The organism is Flavobacterium sp. (assembly GCF_043773265.1).
Taxonomy (GTDB): domain Bacteria; phylum Bacteroidota; class Bacteroidia; order Flavobacteriales; family Flavobacteriaceae; genus Flavobacterium.
Genome location: NZ_JAYVFH010000015.1, coordinates 1 through 18538, shown reverse-complemented (window position 1 = coordinate 18538; position 18538 = coordinate 1). Strand labels below are relative to the sequence as shown.

10 protein-coding genes are annotated in these 18538 nt (G+C 28.8%); 7 read left to right on the top strand and 3 right to left on the bottom strand.

The window, feature by feature from the left end; genetic code table 11:
* Positions 1 to 20 precede the first annotated feature (20 nt).
* Together ACH2BO_RS00600 and ACH2BO_RS00595 are read right to left on the bottom strand one after the other, a co-directional pair.
* The gene (locus ACH2BO_RS00600; RefSeq protein WP_395042818.1) at positions 21 to 692 is read right to left on the bottom strand and encodes a tetratricopeptide repeat protein; all 672 of its coding nucleotides are present in this window, start codon (positions 690 to 692) and stop codon (positions 21 to 23) included.
* A 169-nt stretch (positions 693 to 861) separates the two neighbouring features.
* Positions 862 to 3003 (bottom strand): TonB-dependent receptor domain-containing protein, encoded by a 2142-nt coding sequence (locus ACH2BO_RS00595; protein ID WP_395042817.1) that lies wholly within the window; start codon positions 3001 to 3003, stop codon positions 862 to 864.
* A gap of 185 nt (positions 3004 to 3188) precedes the next feature.
* On the opposite strand from ACH2BO_RS00595, the gene ACH2BO_RS00590 reads away from it, so the two are divergent.
* The 7 genes from ACH2BO_RS00590 (at position 3189) to ACH2BO_RS00560 (ending at position 16180) form a co-directional block, all read left to right on the top strand.
* The gene (locus ACH2BO_RS00590; RefSeq protein WP_395042816.1) at positions 3189 to 3734 is read left to right on the top strand and encodes a hypothetical protein; all 546 of its coding nucleotides are present in this window, start codon (positions 3189 to 3191) and stop codon (positions 3732 to 3734) included.
* Positions 3735 to 3856: 122 nt separating this feature from the next.
* Positions 3857 to 4915, top strand: coding sequence for a nucleoid-associated protein (locus ACH2BO_RS00585; protein ID WP_395042815.1), 1059 nt, complete (start codon positions 3857 to 3859; stop codon positions 4913 to 4915).
* Between the two features lie 143 nt (positions 4916 to 5058).
* Entirely contained in the window at positions 5059 to 6897 is a 1839-nt protein-coding gene (locus ACH2BO_RS00580) for a hypothetical protein (protein ID WP_395042814.1), read from the top strand.
* A gap of 75 nt (positions 6898 to 6972) precedes the next feature.
* Positions 6973 to 7866 (top strand): ABC transporter ATP-binding protein, encoded by an 894-nt coding sequence (locus ACH2BO_RS00575; RefSeq protein ID WP_395042813.1) that lies wholly within the window; start codon positions 6973 to 6975, stop codon positions 7864 to 7866.
* 40 nt (positions 7867 to 7906) lie between these two features.
* Positions 7907 to 8743 carry an ABC transporter permease gene (locus ACH2BO_RS00570; RefSeq protein ID WP_395042812.1) on the top strand — a complete coding sequence of 279 codons (837 nt, stop codon included), beginning with the start codon at positions 7907 to 7909 and terminating at the stop codon, positions 8741 to 8743.
* A gap of 16 nt (positions 8744 to 8759) precedes the next feature.
* A complete protein-coding gene (locus tag ACH2BO_RS00565) occupies positions 8760 to 11063 on the top strand; it encodes a choice-of-anchor L domain-containing protein (RefSeq protein ID WP_395042811.1) in 2304 nt (767 codons plus the stop codon).
* A gap of 29 nt (positions 11064 to 11092) precedes the next feature.
* The gene (locus tag ACH2BO_RS00560; protein ID WP_395042810.1) at positions 11093 to 16180 is read left to right on the top strand and encodes a T9SS type B sorting domain-containing protein; all 5088 of its coding nucleotides are present in this window, start codon (positions 11093 to 11095) and stop codon (positions 16178 to 16180) included.
* 77 nt (positions 16181 to 16257) lie between these two features.
* On the opposite strand, the gene typA is transcribed toward ACH2BO_RS00560, so the two are convergent.
* Positions 16258 to 18054 (bottom strand): translational GTPase TypA, encoded by a 1797-nt coding sequence (gene typA / locus ACH2BO_RS00555; RefSeq protein ID WP_395042809.1) that lies wholly within the window; start codon positions 18052 to 18054, stop codon positions 16258 to 16260.
* Positions 18055 to 18538: the final 484 nt, after the last annotated feature.

Here is an 18538-nt window from a genome sequence, read left to right as displayed (position 1 = left end):
TTTTTTAATTTAAAACAAAATTATTTTCCGCAGGTTTTTAATGTTTCTTGAGCTCTATTTAAACCCCAACTTGGATGAAATGGTGTTTCTGGTTTAAATTTAGCAAATAATTCAATAGATTTTGCAACTTGTTCACACATTGGTTTGGTATCTGTTCCCCAATATTGGGCTCCACCAATTTCAAAATCTGCTTTACCGAAAACTGCTCTTGGGTTTTCTGGAGCTAATGCTAAAGCTTTTTCATATAGTTCAATTGTTGGAGCCGAAAGTTTCATTCCGTTTGTCATTGGATCTTGAACTATCCAAGCTGTATTTATCATGGCTTGCATAATAAAAATTTCTGGATTGTTTTGTGTTAATAAGGTTGCAGAATCTAATGCTGTTTGTGCTTTGTTGATTAAAGCCGAAGCATTTTTACTGTTTGATGGATTAAAAGCTTCAGTAGTATTTACTAAAGCTACATAATAATTTGGTAACCAATTTGTTTTTTCGGCTGCTGCTATTCTTTCAAATAAAGCTGATGCTTCTGTAGCGTTTCCTTCTTTCCAAGTAGCTAATGCTTTTCCCATTCCTTGTTCAAATTGTTGTGCATTTACAGATAAAACTGTTGCTACTAATAATACGAATGTTGTGATAATTTTAGTATTCATAATTTTAATTGGTTTTTGGTTTTCGCGAATATTTGATTTCATGATTTTTAAATTTTAAATTAATATTTTTTTATTATTTTATTTAGTTTTCTATTTTAATTCTGATGTAAATTTAGTTTGATAAAAATTGCTACAAAACTTTTACTTACTGAATTGTAAATTTTTATGGATGAAATGTAACAATTAGATTTATTATTTTATTCTAGTACAATTACAAATTCTTTAACTGATTGTCTTTTTTGTTATCACTAATTGTCCAAAAGAAACCTACAAAGAAAAATCTATCGGCGGTTGGTGTAATTTCCTTTCTTTGAAAAACATTATTTGTGTCTGGCGAATTAGCATATTCATATCCAAAAACATTTTGTGTACCAAGAATATTATTTACAGAAAAATATATAATTTTTTGTGGTGATAATAAATAAGCCCAATTGAAACTTAAATTGTTATACATCTTAGTTTTAGAATTCATAAAAACCATTTCATTAGGATTATCATAAGGTCTTCCTGAATTGAACGAATGTGCGAATCCAATTTGAGATTTCCAATCACTTATCCAATATTTAGTTACAATCGAAAGGTTGTTTTTTGCTACAAAACTGGGTGTAACATTGCTTGAATAATTTTTGTAATCACGTTTTGTATCGATGTATGAATAGGAAACCCAATATTCTATATTCTTAAATGATTTTCCATCTCTCCAAAAAATGTCTAAACCTTTAGCATATCCAAATCCATTGTTATTATAATTGCTATTAAACATTGAAGTTTCTGTATCATATTTTACTAAATCTTTATAATTTTTTAAATAAATTTCACTTCTAAATGTTCGTTTATCTTTATTGTATTGATAATTTAAAATATAATGTGATGCCTTTTCGTTTATAAAATTAGAATTATACTTTAAATAATCGGCTTTTGGTGCTTGTTCAAACTCGCCATAACCAAAAGAAAACTGACTAGATTTACTAACTTTATAAGCAATTGATGCTCTTGGAGAAATTGCAGTTTCGTTTAACAAATTATTATTAAAAACTCTAAATCCGGTTTTTATTGCTAATTTTTTAGAAAAGAAAATATCTGCTTCTGCAAATGCTGCAATAATATTCGAATTATATCCACTAATGAATGTTGAATTGAAGTTTTCATTAAATTTTGTATTAAAATAATCGGCTCCAAAAGACAATTTAATTTTGTCGTTAATTGTTTTTCTTAATTTCAATTTCAAGTGAGATGCATGTTCTGAATTGTTTACTTTGTCAGAATCTAAACCAATTTTGTTGTTTCCAATTCCGTAACTCAAACCAGATGTTAATTGCCAATTGGTACCAAAACTTCCTTTATATGATGTGTTAAAATAAAAATTATTGTTTTTTAAATCTACTCTTGTTTTAGCAATAGAATTTATGCTTTCTTGGTTTAAATCAAATCTTGATGCGTCAAATGCTGCATAAACTTTTATCAATCCACGATTTGTTTTATAACGATAAACGGTTTCTCCAGATAATGATTGAAATGGTTTGTTCCAATCTACATTTTGAGGAATTAGCAATTGATATGGCGATAAATCTATGTAAGCTGTGTTTACTGTTAGAGAACTTTTATTCCATTTTTGAGTATTTGCAAATCCCAATCCAACTGTCATTAAGGAGATATCTGTTTTCTCTTCTGTAGTTTCGTCTGTAGTTTTTAATAAAAGTACGCTAGAAAGTGCTTCGCCATATTCGGCAGAATATCCTCCAGTAGAAAAAGACATTCCGCTAAATAAAAACGGAGAAAATCGTCCTCGAGTTGGCAAATTTTGGGTTGAAGAACCATAAGGTTGCGCTACTCTAATTCCGTCTATATAAGTTTGCACTTCATCAGATTCTCCACCACGAACATACAATCGTCCACTTTCGCCAACAGTTTGAGTTCCTGGCAAAGTTTGCAATGCAGCAACAATATCGCCATTAGAACCAGCAGTTGTTACTATATCTAATGGTTTTAAAACGGTAACTTTGGCTTTATCACTTGCGTCAAAAGTTCCTGCATTTATAACAACAACATCGAGTGTGTTTATACTTTCTTTAATTTTAAATGCTTTAGATTGATAACTTTCTATATCAATTACTGCTTTTATTGTTTCGTAAGAAAGAAAACTAATAATTAAAACTTTACTTCCTTTTTCGGTGGTTGTAAAAGTAAATTCGCCTTTGTCATTTGAAGTAGAACCATCATAAGTTCCTTCAATAAAAACATTTGCTCCAATTACTGGAATGTTTTTTTCATTGATAACTTTTCCTGAAATTTTAGTTTGAGAAAATCCAAAAATAGATTGTAATAATAATAAAAATGCAATTAAAGCTTTCATAACAGTTTGTTTTTGATGAAGTAAAATTATTACACTATTTTTCAAATTAAAATTTGTTTTTACTGAATTGTCATTTTTTAAGGATGAACTGAAAAAATGATTAAAAATCTTATTAACAAATCTAAAATCTAAAATTAAAATCTAAAATTAAATTTTACCTTTGACGCTTTATTAAAATTTAGATTATGGTTTATAAATTTAGAGTAATTCTCGATGCAGAAGAAGACATATTTAGAGATATTGCTATCTTGGAAAACGACACTTTAGAAGATTTACACAATGCAATTGTTAATGCATTTGGATTTGATGGTTTAGAAGTTGCTTCATTTTATACTTGCGATGATACTTGGAATCAAGAAGATGAAATTCCAATGTTTGATGCTGGAGATATTCCTGGAGAAAATAAAATCATGAGCGATTATCAATTAATTGATATTCTTGATACAGAAAACACTAAAATAATTTATGTTTATGATTTTATCAATATGTGGACATTTCTTGTAGAACTTGCTGCTGTTGAAGAAACTTTAGAAACTGGTGTAATTTACCCTAGTTTACTGTTTTCTCACGGAGAAATGCCTGCCGAAGCTATGGAAAAACATTTTCAAGCCGATTTGGAAGAAGAAGAAAACTATAACGAATTTGAAGATGATTTAGACGAAGATGATTTGGATGCTTTTGGTACCGATGACAGCTTTGAGGATTATGGATTTGAAGAAAATTGGAATTAGCTTAGAGAAAAGAAAATAGAGAAAAGAAAAAAGACTTCATAATAATAATAGAGATTTGCAGCAATATCAAGAACTTTCTATGTTCTTTATTCTATTTTCTTTATTCTAAAAAAAATCACAAAATGATTAACCTATTCAACGCACATATAGAAAATTTATCCATCCATAGAGTTGGAAATAAAAGCCGAAACGAATCTATTTATTTATCTGATAACTCATATAGTTTAAACGATGAAATTGTTCCGTTATTGAAAGAATATTTCTTTAAATCATTTCGTGAAAAAGAAGAAAATTATTATCAATTTGCACATGAAGTAGATTTAGAATATAACGAAATGTTTAAATTTGCATCACAAGTATTTGAAAACCCTAGTAATGTTCATGCTATTTCAAAAGAAATTACAAAACATCTTTTTGAGCAATCCAATCATCCACATATCAAGAATGGTGAAGTTTATATTACTTACTTAACAAATGTTTCAATAGATAACAACATTGTTGATGCAGTTGGAATTTTTAAAAGTGAATTGCGAACTGATTTTTTACAATTTGAAGAAAAAAACAATAACTTAGAAATGATTCTTCAAGAAGGAATAAATTTGAACAAGCTTGATAAAGGTTGTTTAATTTTTAATTATAAAAAAGAAGAAGGATATAAAATATTGACTGTAGATAGTAACAGGTATGATGCTCGTTATTGGTTAGAACATTTTTTATCTGTAGATGCTTTTCAGGATGAAAATTTTATGACAAAAAAGTATTTAAAATTTTGTCAAGAATTTGCCAAAGAAGTAGTTTTTCCTGCCGAAGACAAAAAGCAAGAAGTTATGTTTATGAATCGTGCAGTAAACCATTTTGCCAAAAATGACGAATTTGAAGAAACTGCTTTCTTGAATGATGTCATGGAAAACCCAGACCTAATTCCTGAATTTAAAAGTTACAAAGCCGATAGAGGTGAAAAATATAGTATAGAAGATGTAACTAGTTTTCCTATTGCAAATGCTGCTGTTACTGATGCTCGAAGATCAATAAAAAACGTTATAAATCTTGATACTCACATTCAAATAAAATTAGATTTTATAAATCCAGAAAGTGCTGAAAAATATGTAGAAAAAGGTTGGGACGAAGAAAAGCAAATGTATTATTATCTTGTTTATTTTAATAAAGAACAAAAAAGTTAATATTATTTTTTTATAAAATATTAATCCTCAATTGTTAATTCAATTGAGGATTTTTTATGAAATAATTTTAAAACATAATTCATAAAAGATATAATAGCATTTAAATGAAATATAGTATCTTTCACAAACAAAATAAAACTTAGATGTTTAATAAAAATTTACTTTTTTTTTTACTTTTTATATGCTTTTGCAGTACAATTACTGCACAAGATAAGCCTGCAAAAAAAGATTCAACCAAAGTTTATCAAAATATTGAGGATTATTCTAAAAAAAGAAAATTTACAAAATTTGTTCACAAATTATTGTTTAGAACACCAAAAAAAGCTAAAGCTGCATTAAAAAATAAAAAAAATCCAGATTTAATAAAACGTTCCTTTGATTTAAATGAAGGAAAAATCATTAGAAAAATAGAAGTCGAAACTCTAGATCCATTTGGTTATTCTATATTAAGTAAAAATGATGTTCCTGATAATGGAGTTGAAAAATTTGGAAATCATTTACATTTAAAAACTAAAAACTTTACAATAAGAAATCTTTTATTATTCAAAAAAAACAATCCTTTAGATTCATTACTAGTAAAAGAGTCAGAACGACTTATAAGAAAACAACGCTATGTTAGAAGCGTAATTATCAAACCTATTGAAATTGAAAATAGTAAAGATTCTATTGATATTTCTATACGAGTTCTAGATTCTTGGTCGTTAATTCCAACAGGATCAATATCTGGTTCTAAAGCAAATTTTGAAATTACTGAAAGGAATTTTTTGGGGCTTGGTCACGAATTAGAAAATAATTTTTCAACAAGATTTGATGATAAAGCCAAAGGAAATAGTATCAAATATACTATCAATAATGTATCTAATAGTTTTATAAATACTTCTTTTTATTATGAAAATGATTTTTATAATAATACAAGAAAAAATGCAAAAATAGAACGAATATTTTATTCTCCATTAACACATTGGGCTGGTGGAGTTTTTTTTGAAAATAGATTTTATAGAGATTCTTTGCCAAGTAACTTTGGTGTTTATCAAATACAAAGATTTAAATTAGATACTCAAAATTATTGGGTTGGTTTTGCATCTAAACTATTTCCTGGTAAATCTATAAATTATAGAACAACCAATTTTGTTACAACTTTAAGGTTTCAAAATATAAATTATTCCGAAAAACCAAATATAGTTTTTGATGAATCACAATTTTTTAATTCAGAAAAAATTTATTTAACAAGCATTGGAATAACAACTAGAAAATTTGCAGAAGAAAAATATCTATTCAATTTTGGCACAATAGAAGATGTTCCTCTTGGTCAAGTTTACTCATTAACAACTGGTTTTCAAGACAAAAGCAATAGAAAAAGAGCTTATTTTGGTGCTCGATTTGCTTACGGAAACTACTTTAGTTTTGGATATTTAGCAGCAAATATTGAATATGGTAGTTTTATCAATAACGGAATTAGTGAAGAAACAACTATGCGAATTGAATCTAATTATTTTACAAATATTTTTCATTTTGGAAACTGGAAAATTAGACAATTTATAAAACCAACAGTAGTTTTTGGTACTCATAGAGATAAAAGCATCAAGGATAGACTAAATATTAATGAAACGAATGGATTAGGTGGTTTTAATAGTAGTTCACTTATTGGTACAAAAAAATGGATAGCATCATTTCAAACTCAAACTTATTCTCCAGGAAATTGGAAAGGTTTTCACTTTAATCCATTTTTTAATGTATCAATTGGAATGGTAGGAAATGATAATAATTTACTTTTTGACAAAAAAATGTATACAAGTATAGGTTTAGGTATTTTAATAAATAACGATTATTTAGTTTTTAATAGTTTTCAATTATCGTTTTCATTTTATCCTTCTGTTCCCAATGAAGGAAATAATATTTTTAAAACAAACTCTTTTAAAAACAATGATATATCGGTTCCTGATTATCAAATTGGAATGCCTACAATTGTTCCTTTTAATTAGTTTAAAAACTATTTTTTATTAAAAAGTAACAAAACCATTGCTTGTACGTCTTACATTATATAAAATCAAAATCTTGTGGAAACTATCTTATCAATAAAAAACTTGAACAAAAATTATGGCAAACTTCAAGCTGTAAAAAATGTATCACTCGAAATTCATAAAGGAAATGTTTATGGTATTCTTGGTCCAAATGGTTCAGGAAAATCAACAACTCTTGGTATTGTACTTAATGTTGTAAATAAAACCTCTGGCGATTATAGTTGGTTTGGTGGCAAATTGAAAACACATGATGCTTTAAAAAAAGTTGGTGCAATCATTGAACGACCAAATTTTTATCCATACATGACTGCCAAGGAAAATCTTGAATTGGTGTGCAAAATTAAAGGAATAAATTATTCTAAAGTTCAAGAAAAACTAGAAATTGTTGGATTGACAGATAGAAAAGACAGCAATTTTAGAACCTTTTCTTTAGGAATGAAACAAAGATTGGCAATTGCATCGGCATTATTAAATGATCCCGAAATACTAATTCTTGATGAACCAACCAATGGTTTAGATCCACAAGGAATTCATCAAATTCGAGATATTATTCGGCTCATAGCTTCACAAGGAACAACCATACTTTTGGCATCACATTTACTAGACGAAGTAGAAAAAGTGTGTTCGCATGTGTTGGTTTTAAGAAAAGGTGAAATTCTATATTCAGGAACTGTTGACGGAATGTCATCGACAAATGGAATTATCGAATTAAAATCTAACGACAATAAATCTCTAATAAATATTCTTCAGAAATATCCAAATATTGATAAAATTAAAGAAGAAGATGGAAAAGTTATAATTATATCAAAAACTAATATTGAACCTAGTGAACTCAATAAATATTTAGCTCAAAATGCAGTTTATTTAACTCATTTAGTAAAAAGAAATCATTCGCTAGAAGAACAATTTTTGCAATTGACTGGAAAATAATAGTAAAAAAAAAATCTTCAAAAAACCTTAAACCATAACAATGAAAAGATTACTCTCTATAGAATTACAAAAAATTTGGAAAAATAAAGCAAGTAAAGTATTGACTTCTACTTATTTTATTTTATTAACTTTCCTATCATTAATTGCAACTATAAAATTTGATTTAGGTCCATTTCATATTGATGCAGCCGAACAAGGAATTTTCAATTTTCCATATATTTGGCACTTTAACACTTATTTTGCTTCGTGGTTTAAAATATTTTTAGCAGTTGTAATTGTATCAATGATGGCAAACGAATACAGTTATGGAACATTAAAACAAAATTTAATTGATGGTATGAGTAAAAAAGAATTCATACTTTCAAAATTTCTAACCGTAACTTTATTTGCAGCAATCTCAGCAATATTTGTGTTTTTTGTTTCTTTAATTTTAGGATTTATTTATTCTTCATTTAATGAACCTAGCATTGTTTTTTCTGAAATGGAATACCTTTTGGGCTATTTTGTTAAATTATTAGGTTTCTTTTCTTTTTGTTTATTTTTAGGAATATTAGTAAAAAAATCAGCTTTTGCTTTAGGTTTCTTATTTGTATGGAATATTATTGAAGGAATAATAATTGGTGTTTTAAATTTTAGAGTTTTTCCAAAAAGTGATACCGCTAGAAATTTCACTCAATTTTTGCCTTTAGAATCTATGAGCAATTTAATTGTAGAACCTGTTTCAAGATTAGCAATTATAAAGTCAATAGGAACTCAAGTAGGAATACAAAACTTAAAAGACTATAGTGTTCATTGGTATTCTATTTTAATAGTTTTAGTATGGACAGCTATTTTTATTTTCTTATCCTATTATATTATTAAAAAACGAGATTTATAGTATCTTTGCAGATGCTATGAAAATTCGAAAAATTATTTTATTTTTATTGTTTCTACTATTATCTAATACTGAAATTTTAGCACAAAATATTGCTGTAGATGATACTTACACCGCTCAACAATTAGTAGAAAATGTTTTAGTAAATAGTCCATGTGCAACAGTTTCAAATTTTTTAGTAAATGGCGACACTTTTAGTGCTGGTCAAGAAAGCTATGGCTATTTTTCTTATTCTGGAACAGATTTTCCATTTGCAAACGGAATAGTTTTAAGCACTTCTAGAGCCAACAGAACTGCTGGACCAAATGACAATTTAATTGATGAAGGTTCTATTTTATGGCAAGGTGATGCAACTTTAGAACAAGCATTGGGAATTACAGGAACATTTAATGCAACATCACTAGAATTTGATTTTACACCATTAACTAGCCAAATAAGTTTTGATTATATTTTTGCCTCCGAAGAATACCAAGGAACAGCACCTTGTCGTTACTCTGACGGTTTTGCATTTTTATTAAAAGTTGCAGGAAGTTCTGATAATTATCAAAACTTAGCACTAATTCCAGCAACTACAACACCAGTAAAAGTAACTTCTGTTCATCCAATTATTACTGGTACAAATGGTTGTTCGGCTCAAAATGAAGAATATTTTGGTAGTTATAACAGTTCTGTCCATCCAATAAATTTTAATGGACAAACTGTTGTTATGACAGCACATGCTGCTGTAACTCCTGGATTAACCTATCATATAAAATTGGTAATTGCAGACGAAGAAAATATTAGATATGATTCGGCAATTTTTCTAGCAGGAAGCAGTTTTGATGTTGGTACAGATTTAGGCGAAGACCGATTAAATGATACAAACAACCCAGTATGTGAAGGTCAAAATGTAATTTTAGACGCAACCGAACCAGGAATTAACACTTATACTTGGTTTAAAGATGGATTTATCATTCCAGGCGAAACAACTGCAACTTATACAGTAACTTCTCAAGGATTTTATGAAGTTGAAGTTACTATAAACGGAACAACATGTGTTGCAAATGGAGAAATTAATATTGAATATTCAAACATACCAACATTATTTGATCAAACATTAATTCAATGTGATGATGATAATGATGGTGTAACAACTTACAATTTATCACAACTAGATTCACTAATTACTGGAGGAAATTCTCAAATATCAAACCCAATTTATTATGAAAGTTTAGCCAATGCTCAAGCAGATAATAATCCGATATTAAATCCTTCAAATTATTTAAATAATAGTACAAACCAATTATTTGCAAAAGCTCAAAATACTTATGGATGTTCTAGTTATGCAACTATAAATTTAGAAATTCCTAATAATTCAATTTCTGCAATTAATCCAATTTTTATTTGTGATAGTGATGATACACAAGACGGAATTACAATATTTGATTTAGATACATTAGTGTCAAATCCATTATTAAGCAGTTTACCTTCTGGTTTAACATTAGCATATTATTTATCTGAAAATGATGCTATCGCTTCAAACTATCCAATAAATATAAATTACACAACTACAACGCCATATCTTGAAACTATTTATGTAAAAATTCTTGACGGAATTAATTGTTATGGTATTCTTCCAATTGAATTAAATGTAAACACATTTGATCCGCCAAATTTTGAAGATTCAATTTTATATTTATGCAATTTATCACCTATAAATTTAGAAATTGCAACTGGTTTTTCTAGCTATAATTGGACAAATGGTGATAATGATAATAGTACAACTATAACAGTTCCAGGAATATATTTAGTAACTGTAACTGATGCCAATGGTTGTGAAAAAACAAAAAGATTTGAAGTTTTAGCTTCTGGAATTGCAACAATAACCTCGATAAATGTTATTGATTTCAATGGATTAAATAATTCAGCTGAAGTAATTTTATCAGGTTTAGGTGATTATGAATATTCTATTGATGGAGTTAATTATCAAGCAAATTCTGTTTTTACTTCTCTTTTTCCTGCCGAATATATTATTTATGTTAAAGATATTCATTTTTGTGGAATTGTTCAACAATCATTCATAATTCTTGATTATCCAAGGTATTTTACTCCAAATGGTGACGGAATAAATGACTTTTGGAAAATTGAAAATCTTATCAATTTAAGCAATTCTAAACTTTCTATATTTGATAGATTTGGAAAGCTAATCATTTCATATACAGAATATTCACAAGGTTGGAATGGTACATTAAACGAACTTGAATTACCATCAACAGATTATTGGTTTGTACTTACTTTAAACAATGGTAAAACAATTAAAGGAAATTTTTCATTAAAAAGATAAAATTGTAATTTTTTTACTAATTTTATACAATGAAAAAGAATACCTTATTATTAATACTAATAGCTTCACTGTCAATTAATTGCTTTTCACAGTTTAGTAAAACGCACTATATCCCACCAGTTGGAGGAGCAGATGCTGTGCAAGCAGAAGAACAACTTTTATACATTTCAACTCCAAGTGTTACACCGGTAAATTTTGTAATAAAACAACTTGGTGGAGCAACTATTAGTGGAGTTGTATCTAGAGATATTCCCTATGTTCATGATATTGGCTTTGGTCTTTTTACACAATTTCACGTTACCGAAGCAGAAATGAATTCAATATTAACCAACAGAGGATATATTATTGAAGCAGAAGATGTTGTTTATGTAACCGCAAGAGTAATTGCAGGAAACGGAAATCAAGCTGGTCAAATAACTTCTAAAGGTTTGGCAGCATTGGGAACACATTTTAGAATTGGAGGTTTTATCAATACTCTTGCAACTTCGTTTAGTCCAAATAATTTAACTTTTGTTTCAATTTTAGCAACAGAAAATAATACAACTGTAGCTTTTGATGACATAAAAACTGGTGCCGTTTTAATAAATAATGCAGCAGCAGGAAATACACCTTCAAATATTGTTTTAAATGCAGGTGAAAGTTTTGTAATGGCAGTAACCGGACCAACAGCCGCAAATCGTGATGCGCTTATTGGCTCATTAGTAACATCTGATAAACCAATTGCAGTAAATTGTGGTTCTTATGGTGGTACAAATGGCGAAATGTCTAATTTAGATTTAGGTTTTGATCAAATTGTATCAGCAGAAAGAACAGGTTCTGAATATATTTTTATTAAAAGTACAGGATTACCAAATGTTGAAAGAATTCTATTAATTGCAGACCAAGACAATACCGAAATTTTCTTAAACGGAAGCACTACATTAAGTTACACATTAAATGCTGGAGAATATGTAGGATTAGTTGGAACCGATTATTCTGCCAACGGAAATTTATATGTAACAGCTTCAAAAGATATTTTTGCATTTCAAAGTGTTGGAGATAACATTAGGACAGATCAAGCAAATCAAGAAATGTTTTTTGTTCCGCCACTAAGTTGTCAAACTCCAAAAGTTATAGATAATATTCCTTATATAGAAAAAATAGGAACAAGAAACTTTACCGGAAGAGTTACAATTACTACCGAAACTGCGTCGGTTTTAACTTTTATGATAAACTCAGTTTCTTATACTTTAGCAACTTTGCCTGCAGGAATTGTAACTTTTGGCCCAACTGCTGTTATAGGAAATGCAAACTATGAATGTTATACAATTTCTGGATTTACAGGAAATGTTTCTGTTTTTTCAACAGGTCAACTATATTTAACTGCTTATGGAAGTGACGGTGCAGCAACTTTTGGTGGATATTATTCTGGATTTGTGTTTAAACCCGAAGTAACTTTTCAACAAGTAGATATTTCTCAGTCAAATTGTATTCCTAATGTGCAATTAGAAGTAAGTACATTGAGTGGTTTTGACATTTATCAATGGTTTTTTAATAATGTTGCAATTTCTGGAGCAACATCTGCAACCTATTCTCCAACACTTCCAGGATATTACAAAGTAAAAGCAACACTTACTGCTTGCGGAATAAATCTTTTTTCTGATGACATTCCTGTAAGTGTTTGTGCATCAGACAATGATAATGATACAGTAAATGACAATATAGATTTAGATAATGACAATGATGGAATTATAAATTGTGTTGAGTCTTATGGAAATCAGAATATAAATTTACTGAATTTTAATTCTGGAATAGTTGCAGATGGAACCTATAACAATGCATTTACAGGAACAGTAACAACTTCTACATCAGCAAGTCCAATTCCATTTATTGGTGCAAGCGATGGAAGTTTTGTATCTGAAGTTGCTCCAGGAAAAGATAATTTTGTAAAATATACTTTAAACTTTTCACAACCAATAAGTATCGGACTTGATTATGTTTTAACTGCAAATCCTTTAGATTTAATAAATGATACTGCCAAATATATTGTTGGTTCACCAATAAATAAAACAATTACAGTATTAAATCCAGACAATCAGTTATTGATTGACACCAATTATGACGGAATCTACGAAAGTGGAGTAACTCAATTTTCATCCTTTGAAGTTCGATTTATTCTTAACAATACAACTCCATTACCAGCAGGAACAGGAACTTTTAAATTTTTAACTAATCTATCAACATCCATTAGTTTTACTCATATAAATCTTTTAGATAGTGATGCAAACAGAGTGAGTTTGAAGTTTTTTGCAAGTTGTGTTCCAAAAAATAGCGATACAGATGGAGTTCCAGATCAATTAGATTTAGATTCAGATAATGATGGAATTCAAGACTATTATGAAGCTCAAGGTTCAACTTTTACAGCAATTTCAAACTCTGATACCAATTTAGATGGTATTGATAATTCATTTGTAAATGGAATAAATCCAGTAGATTCTGATGGTGATGGCGTTTTAGATTATCTAGATTTGGATAGTGATAACGACGGAATTTTTGATTTGGCAGAATCAGGAAGTGGCGCAAACGATACCAACAATAACGGAATTGTTGACGGTACAAATTTTGGCACAAATGGATATTCTAACTCATTAGAAACCACATTAGACAATGGAATTTCAAATTACACACTTTCTAATATAGATGCCGATTTATTAAACAATTATATAGATTTAGAAACTGATAATGATGGATGTAATGATGTTATTGAAGCTGGTTTTTTAGATCCAAACAATGATGGGATTTTAGGAAATTTACCCGTTATTGTAAATTCAAATGGATTGGTTACAAGTGGTGCAGGTTATACAACTCCTAATCCTAATTATATTATTTTTGCACCAATTATAATAAATAATCAACCACAAAATATTACTACTTGCGAACTACAAAACGCAGCTTTTACCGTAGTTACAAATCCTGTAAATGGTTACCAGTGGCAAATTTCTACCGATGGTGGATCAGTTTGGTCAAATCTTACAAATAATGCTACTTACTCTGGAGTAACAACAATTACTTTAACAATATCAACTGTTTCACCAACAATGAGTGGACATAAATTTAGAGTAGTTTTAAATAAAAACGGAAATTCTTGCGGATTAACTTCTGCAGATGCAATTTTAACAACCTATGCATTACCAGTTATAACATCACCAATAACTTTAGTGCAATGTGACGATGATACTGATGGTATTTCAACATTCAATTTAACTCAAAAAAATAATGTAATCTCTTCAAATTATTTATTAGAAACTTTTACATATTATACAAATCTTGCCGCTGCAAATAATGAAAATCCAATTTTTTTAATTGCAGCTCCAATTGCTTTTACAACTCCAAATACAACAGTATATGCAAGAGTAGAAAATTCAAATGGTTGTTACAGAGTATGTACTATGAATTTAATTGTTTCAGTAACACAAATCCCAAACAGTGTTCAAGTTTCAGATTTTGTTAAATGTGATGACTATTTAGATGCAATTAATGATGATAGAGACGGAATTTCTTCTTTCGATTTTAGTTCTGTTACTCCTTTCCTACTAGCAGCGCTTCCTCCAGGTTCATATAGTTTAAATTATTATAAAAACGAAGCCGATTTTCTTGCAGAAACTGATGCTTCTGGAAATTCATTGGCAATTCCGGCAGCTCAAATTTCAAATTATAGAAATATTGGATATCCAAATTTACAAGTAATTTATGCACGTGTTGAAAGTACTTCAACCAATGATTGCTTTGGTTTTAGAACATTTAATTTAATTGTAGAAGAATTACCAACAATTTATGCAGTTGGAACAGCAAATGTTATTAGAGAATGTGATGATGATCACGATGGAATATTTGTTTTTAATACTTCTTCACTCGAAGCAACAATTTTAAATGGTCAAACTAATAAAACAATATCTTATGTTGACCAATCTGGTAATCCAATTACATCACCATTTCCACCAACATATTCGGTTACAACTTCACAAATAATTACAGTAACAATAAAAAATAATGAAACCGATGCTGTTGACGCACCATGTAAAGAAACAGGAACTTTTCAATTTATTGTTGATGATTTACCAGAAGTGTTTCCGTTAGACTTAAGTTTAGTTAATGTATGTGATGATGAAACTAATCCATTAGACCAAGACACATTTATAAATTTTGACACAACAACTTTTACTTCATTATTATTAAATGGTCAAACTGGATTAGAAATAAAATATACACTAGAAGATGGAACAATTTATAATACATCGCTTCCAAATCCTTTTACCACTTCCAATCAAAACGTTTTAGTTACAATTACAAATCCAATAAACACAACATGTTTTGCAAGCTATACAATTCCTTTTATTGTATTTCCAGTTCCAAAAATTGAATTAACTGGCGAAGAATTAGTTTGTACCAATCTTCCAACTTTTACAGTAACTATAGATGCTGGAATTCTTGACGGAACACCAACTACTGATTATAATTATCAATGGTTTTTAGATTCTACTCTAATTGCTGGTGAAACATCATATTCTTTAACAGTAAATACTGGCGGAACTTATACTGTAACTGTAACTAACAGTAATGGATGCTTTAGAACAAAAACTATAGAAGTTATAGCTTCAGATATTGCACACATTCAAAATATAGAGATTATAGATTTAGTTGATATCAACACTGTTGAAGTAATTGTTACCGGAGTTGGCGATTATGTTTATAGTTTAGATTATGAAGAAGGTTTTCAAACCTCTAATTTTTTCACTAATGTTCCTATGGGAATTCACACCGTTTTTATTAAAGACATGAATGAATGTGGTGTTGTATCTCAAGAAATCTCTGTGCTTGGTGTTCCAGTATATTTTACTCCAAACGGTGATGGATACAATGACACATGGAATATAAAAGGTGCAAATGAAAAAATTTATTCAGATTCTATAATTTATATTTTTGATAGATTCGGAAAATTAATAAAACAAATATCCCCAATTGGAAACGGTTGGGATGGAACTTTTAATGGCAACTTTGCTCCTGCTGATGATTATTGGTTCAACATAAAATTTGATGATGGCAGAAGCGCCAAAGGACATTTTAGTTTGAAGAGATAAACTTAAAATTCATATAAAAAAAACCATCAACTTTCATTGATGGTTTTTTTATACTTAAAAATTTATATAAATTGAATTTATAATTTATATCTTTTTCTATCAGTTTCGTTCAAATAGATTTTTCTTAAACGAATAGATTTTGGAGTAACCTCTACATATTCATCTTTTTGAATGTACTCTAAAGCTTCTTCTAAAGAGAAAATAATTGGAGGAATAATTCTTGCTTTTTCATCATTTCCTGATGAACGCACGTTAGATTGTTTCTTAGCTTTAGTAACATTAATACACATATCATCGCTTCGAGAGTTCTCACCAATTACCTGACCTTCATATATTTCTTCGTTTGGATTAACGAAAAACTTACCTCTGTCTTGTAATTTATCGATAGAATAAGGAATTGCTTTTCCGTTTTCCATAGATATTAACGAACCATTGTTACGTCCTGGAATTTCACCTTTAAAAGGTTCATATCCAATATATCGATGAGACATAATTGCTTCTCCAGCAGTTGCCGTTAACAATTGATTTCTTAAACCAATAATTCCACGAGATGGAATATTGAATTTTACAATCATACGCTCACCTTTTCCTTCCATTGATAACATTTCTCCTTTACGAATTGAGACAAACTCAACAGCTCTTCCTGATAAATGTTCAGGTAAATCTATTGTTAACTCTTCGATAGGTTCACATTTTTTACCATCAATTTCTTTAATAATAACTTGTGGTTGACCAATTTGCAATTCATAACCTTCTCTTCTCATAGTTTCAATTAAAACTGACAAGTGAAGAACTCCACGACCAAAAACCATAAATTTATCAGCAGAATCAGTTTCTCCTAATTTCATTGCAAGATTTTTCTCTAATTCTTTAGTCAATCTATCTCTAATATGTCTTGAAGTTACAAATTTTCCTTCTTTACCAAAGAAAGGCGAATCATTAATTGTAAACAACATACTCATAGTTGGTTCGTCAATTGCAATAGTTTGCAATGCTTCTGGGTTTTCAAAATCAGCAATAGTATCACCAATTTCAAATCCTTCAACACCAACTATAGCACAAATATCTCCAGCTATTACTTCTTGTACTTTTTTACGACCTAAACCTTCAAAAGTATGTAATTCTTTAATTCTAGATTTTAATACTTTGCCATCTCTTTTTACCAAAGATATTGGCATTCCTTCTCTTAAAACACCTCTTTCAAGACGTCCAATAGCAATTCTACCAGTAAAAGAAGAGAAATCTAAAGAGGTAATTAACATTTGTGGCGTTCCTTCAGAAACCTTTGGAGCTGGAACATTTGCAATTACCATATCCAATAATGGTTCGATATTAGTTGTAATATTTCTAAAATCGTCAGACATCCAATTGTTTTTAGCAGAACCATAAACTGTTGGAAAATCTAGTTGCCATTCTTCAGCACCAAGTTCAAACATTAAGTCGAAAACTTTTTCATGAACTTCCTCTGGAGTACAATTTTCTTTATCAACTTTATTAATAACTACACAAGGTTTTAAACCTAAATCAATTGCCTTTTGTAAAACAAATCGTGTTTGAGGCATTGGACCTTCAAATGCATCTACAAGAAGACAAACACCATCTGCCATGTTTAAAACTCTTTCTACTTCACCACCAAAATCGGCGTGACCTGGTGTATCAATAATATTAATTTTGGTTCCTTTATAATTAACCGAAACATTTTTAGATGTAATAGTTATACCTCTTTCACGCTCAAGGTCGTTGTTGTCAAGAATTAAGTCACCTGTGTTTTCATTGTCACGAAAAAGTTGACAATGATACATGATTTTGTCTACCAAGGTAGTCTTACCGTGGTCAACGTGTGCAATAATTGCAATGTTTCTAATAGATTCCATGTGATTTTTTTAGGAGGTGCAAAGGTACACTTTATTTCTTAAAAAAAACCATTAAATCAATAGTTTACTATTAAATAACTTATAATCAAATTATAAAATAAAAAAGTGATTTTTTTTATATAATTATGATTGTTTTACTATTTTATTTTTTTATTTTTGAGTAATGAAAAATAAATCGAATAACATAATTCTAGCTTATTTTCTGTTTATACTTTTATTGGTTCTTTTTGGCCAATATTTTCTTATAAAATATTTTGAACAAAAAATTGGATTTGTAAAATTTATAATTATTCTTTTACTATCCATTTCAATTTTTACACTGTTTTTTAGATATTTATTAAACATAAACAACAATAATAATTTTAAAAATTTAAAAAAATTGACTTTAATAAATGAAGATTTATTAAAGTCCAATGAAAAATATAATATTGTTGAAAAAGCAACAAGTGATACCATTTGGGATTGGGATATAAAAACAAAAAAA

Excerpts from the sequence above, each read along its gene's own strand:
- ACH2BO_RS00600 (WP_395042818.1), bottom strand. The coding sequence starts at position 692 with ATGAAATCAAATATTCGCGAAAACCAAAAACCAATTAAAATTATGAAT.
- ACH2BO_RS00595 (WP_395042817.1), bottom strand. The coding sequence starts at position 3,003 with ATGAAAGCTTTAATTGCATTTTTATTATTATTACAATCTATTTTTGGA.
- ACH2BO_RS00590 (WP_395042816.1), top strand. The coding sequence starts at position 3,189 with ATGGTTTATAAATTTAGAGTAATTCTCGATGCAGAAGAAGACATATTT.
- ACH2BO_RS00585 (WP_395042815.1), top strand. The coding sequence starts at position 3,857 with ATGATTAACCTATTCAACGCACATATAGAAAATTTATCCATCCATAGA.
- ACH2BO_RS00580 (WP_395042814.1), top strand. The coding sequence starts at position 5,059 with ATGTTTAATAAAAATTTACTTTTTTTTTTACTTTTTATATGCTTTTGC.
- ACH2BO_RS00570 (WP_395042812.1), top strand. The coding sequence starts at position 7,907 with ATGAAAAGATTACTCTCTATAGAATTACAAAAAATTTGGAAAAATAAA.
- ACH2BO_RS00565 (WP_395042811.1), top strand. The coding sequence starts at position 8,760 with ATGAAAATTCGAAAAATTATTTTATTTTTATTGTTTCTACTATTATCT.
- ACH2BO_RS00560 (WP_395042810.1), top strand. The coding sequence starts at position 11,093 with ATGAAAAAGAATACCTTATTATTAATACTAATAGCTTCACTGTCAATT.
- typA (WP_395042809.1), bottom strand. The coding sequence starts at position 18,054 with ATGGAATCTATTAGAAACATTGCAATTATTGCACACGTTGACCACGGT.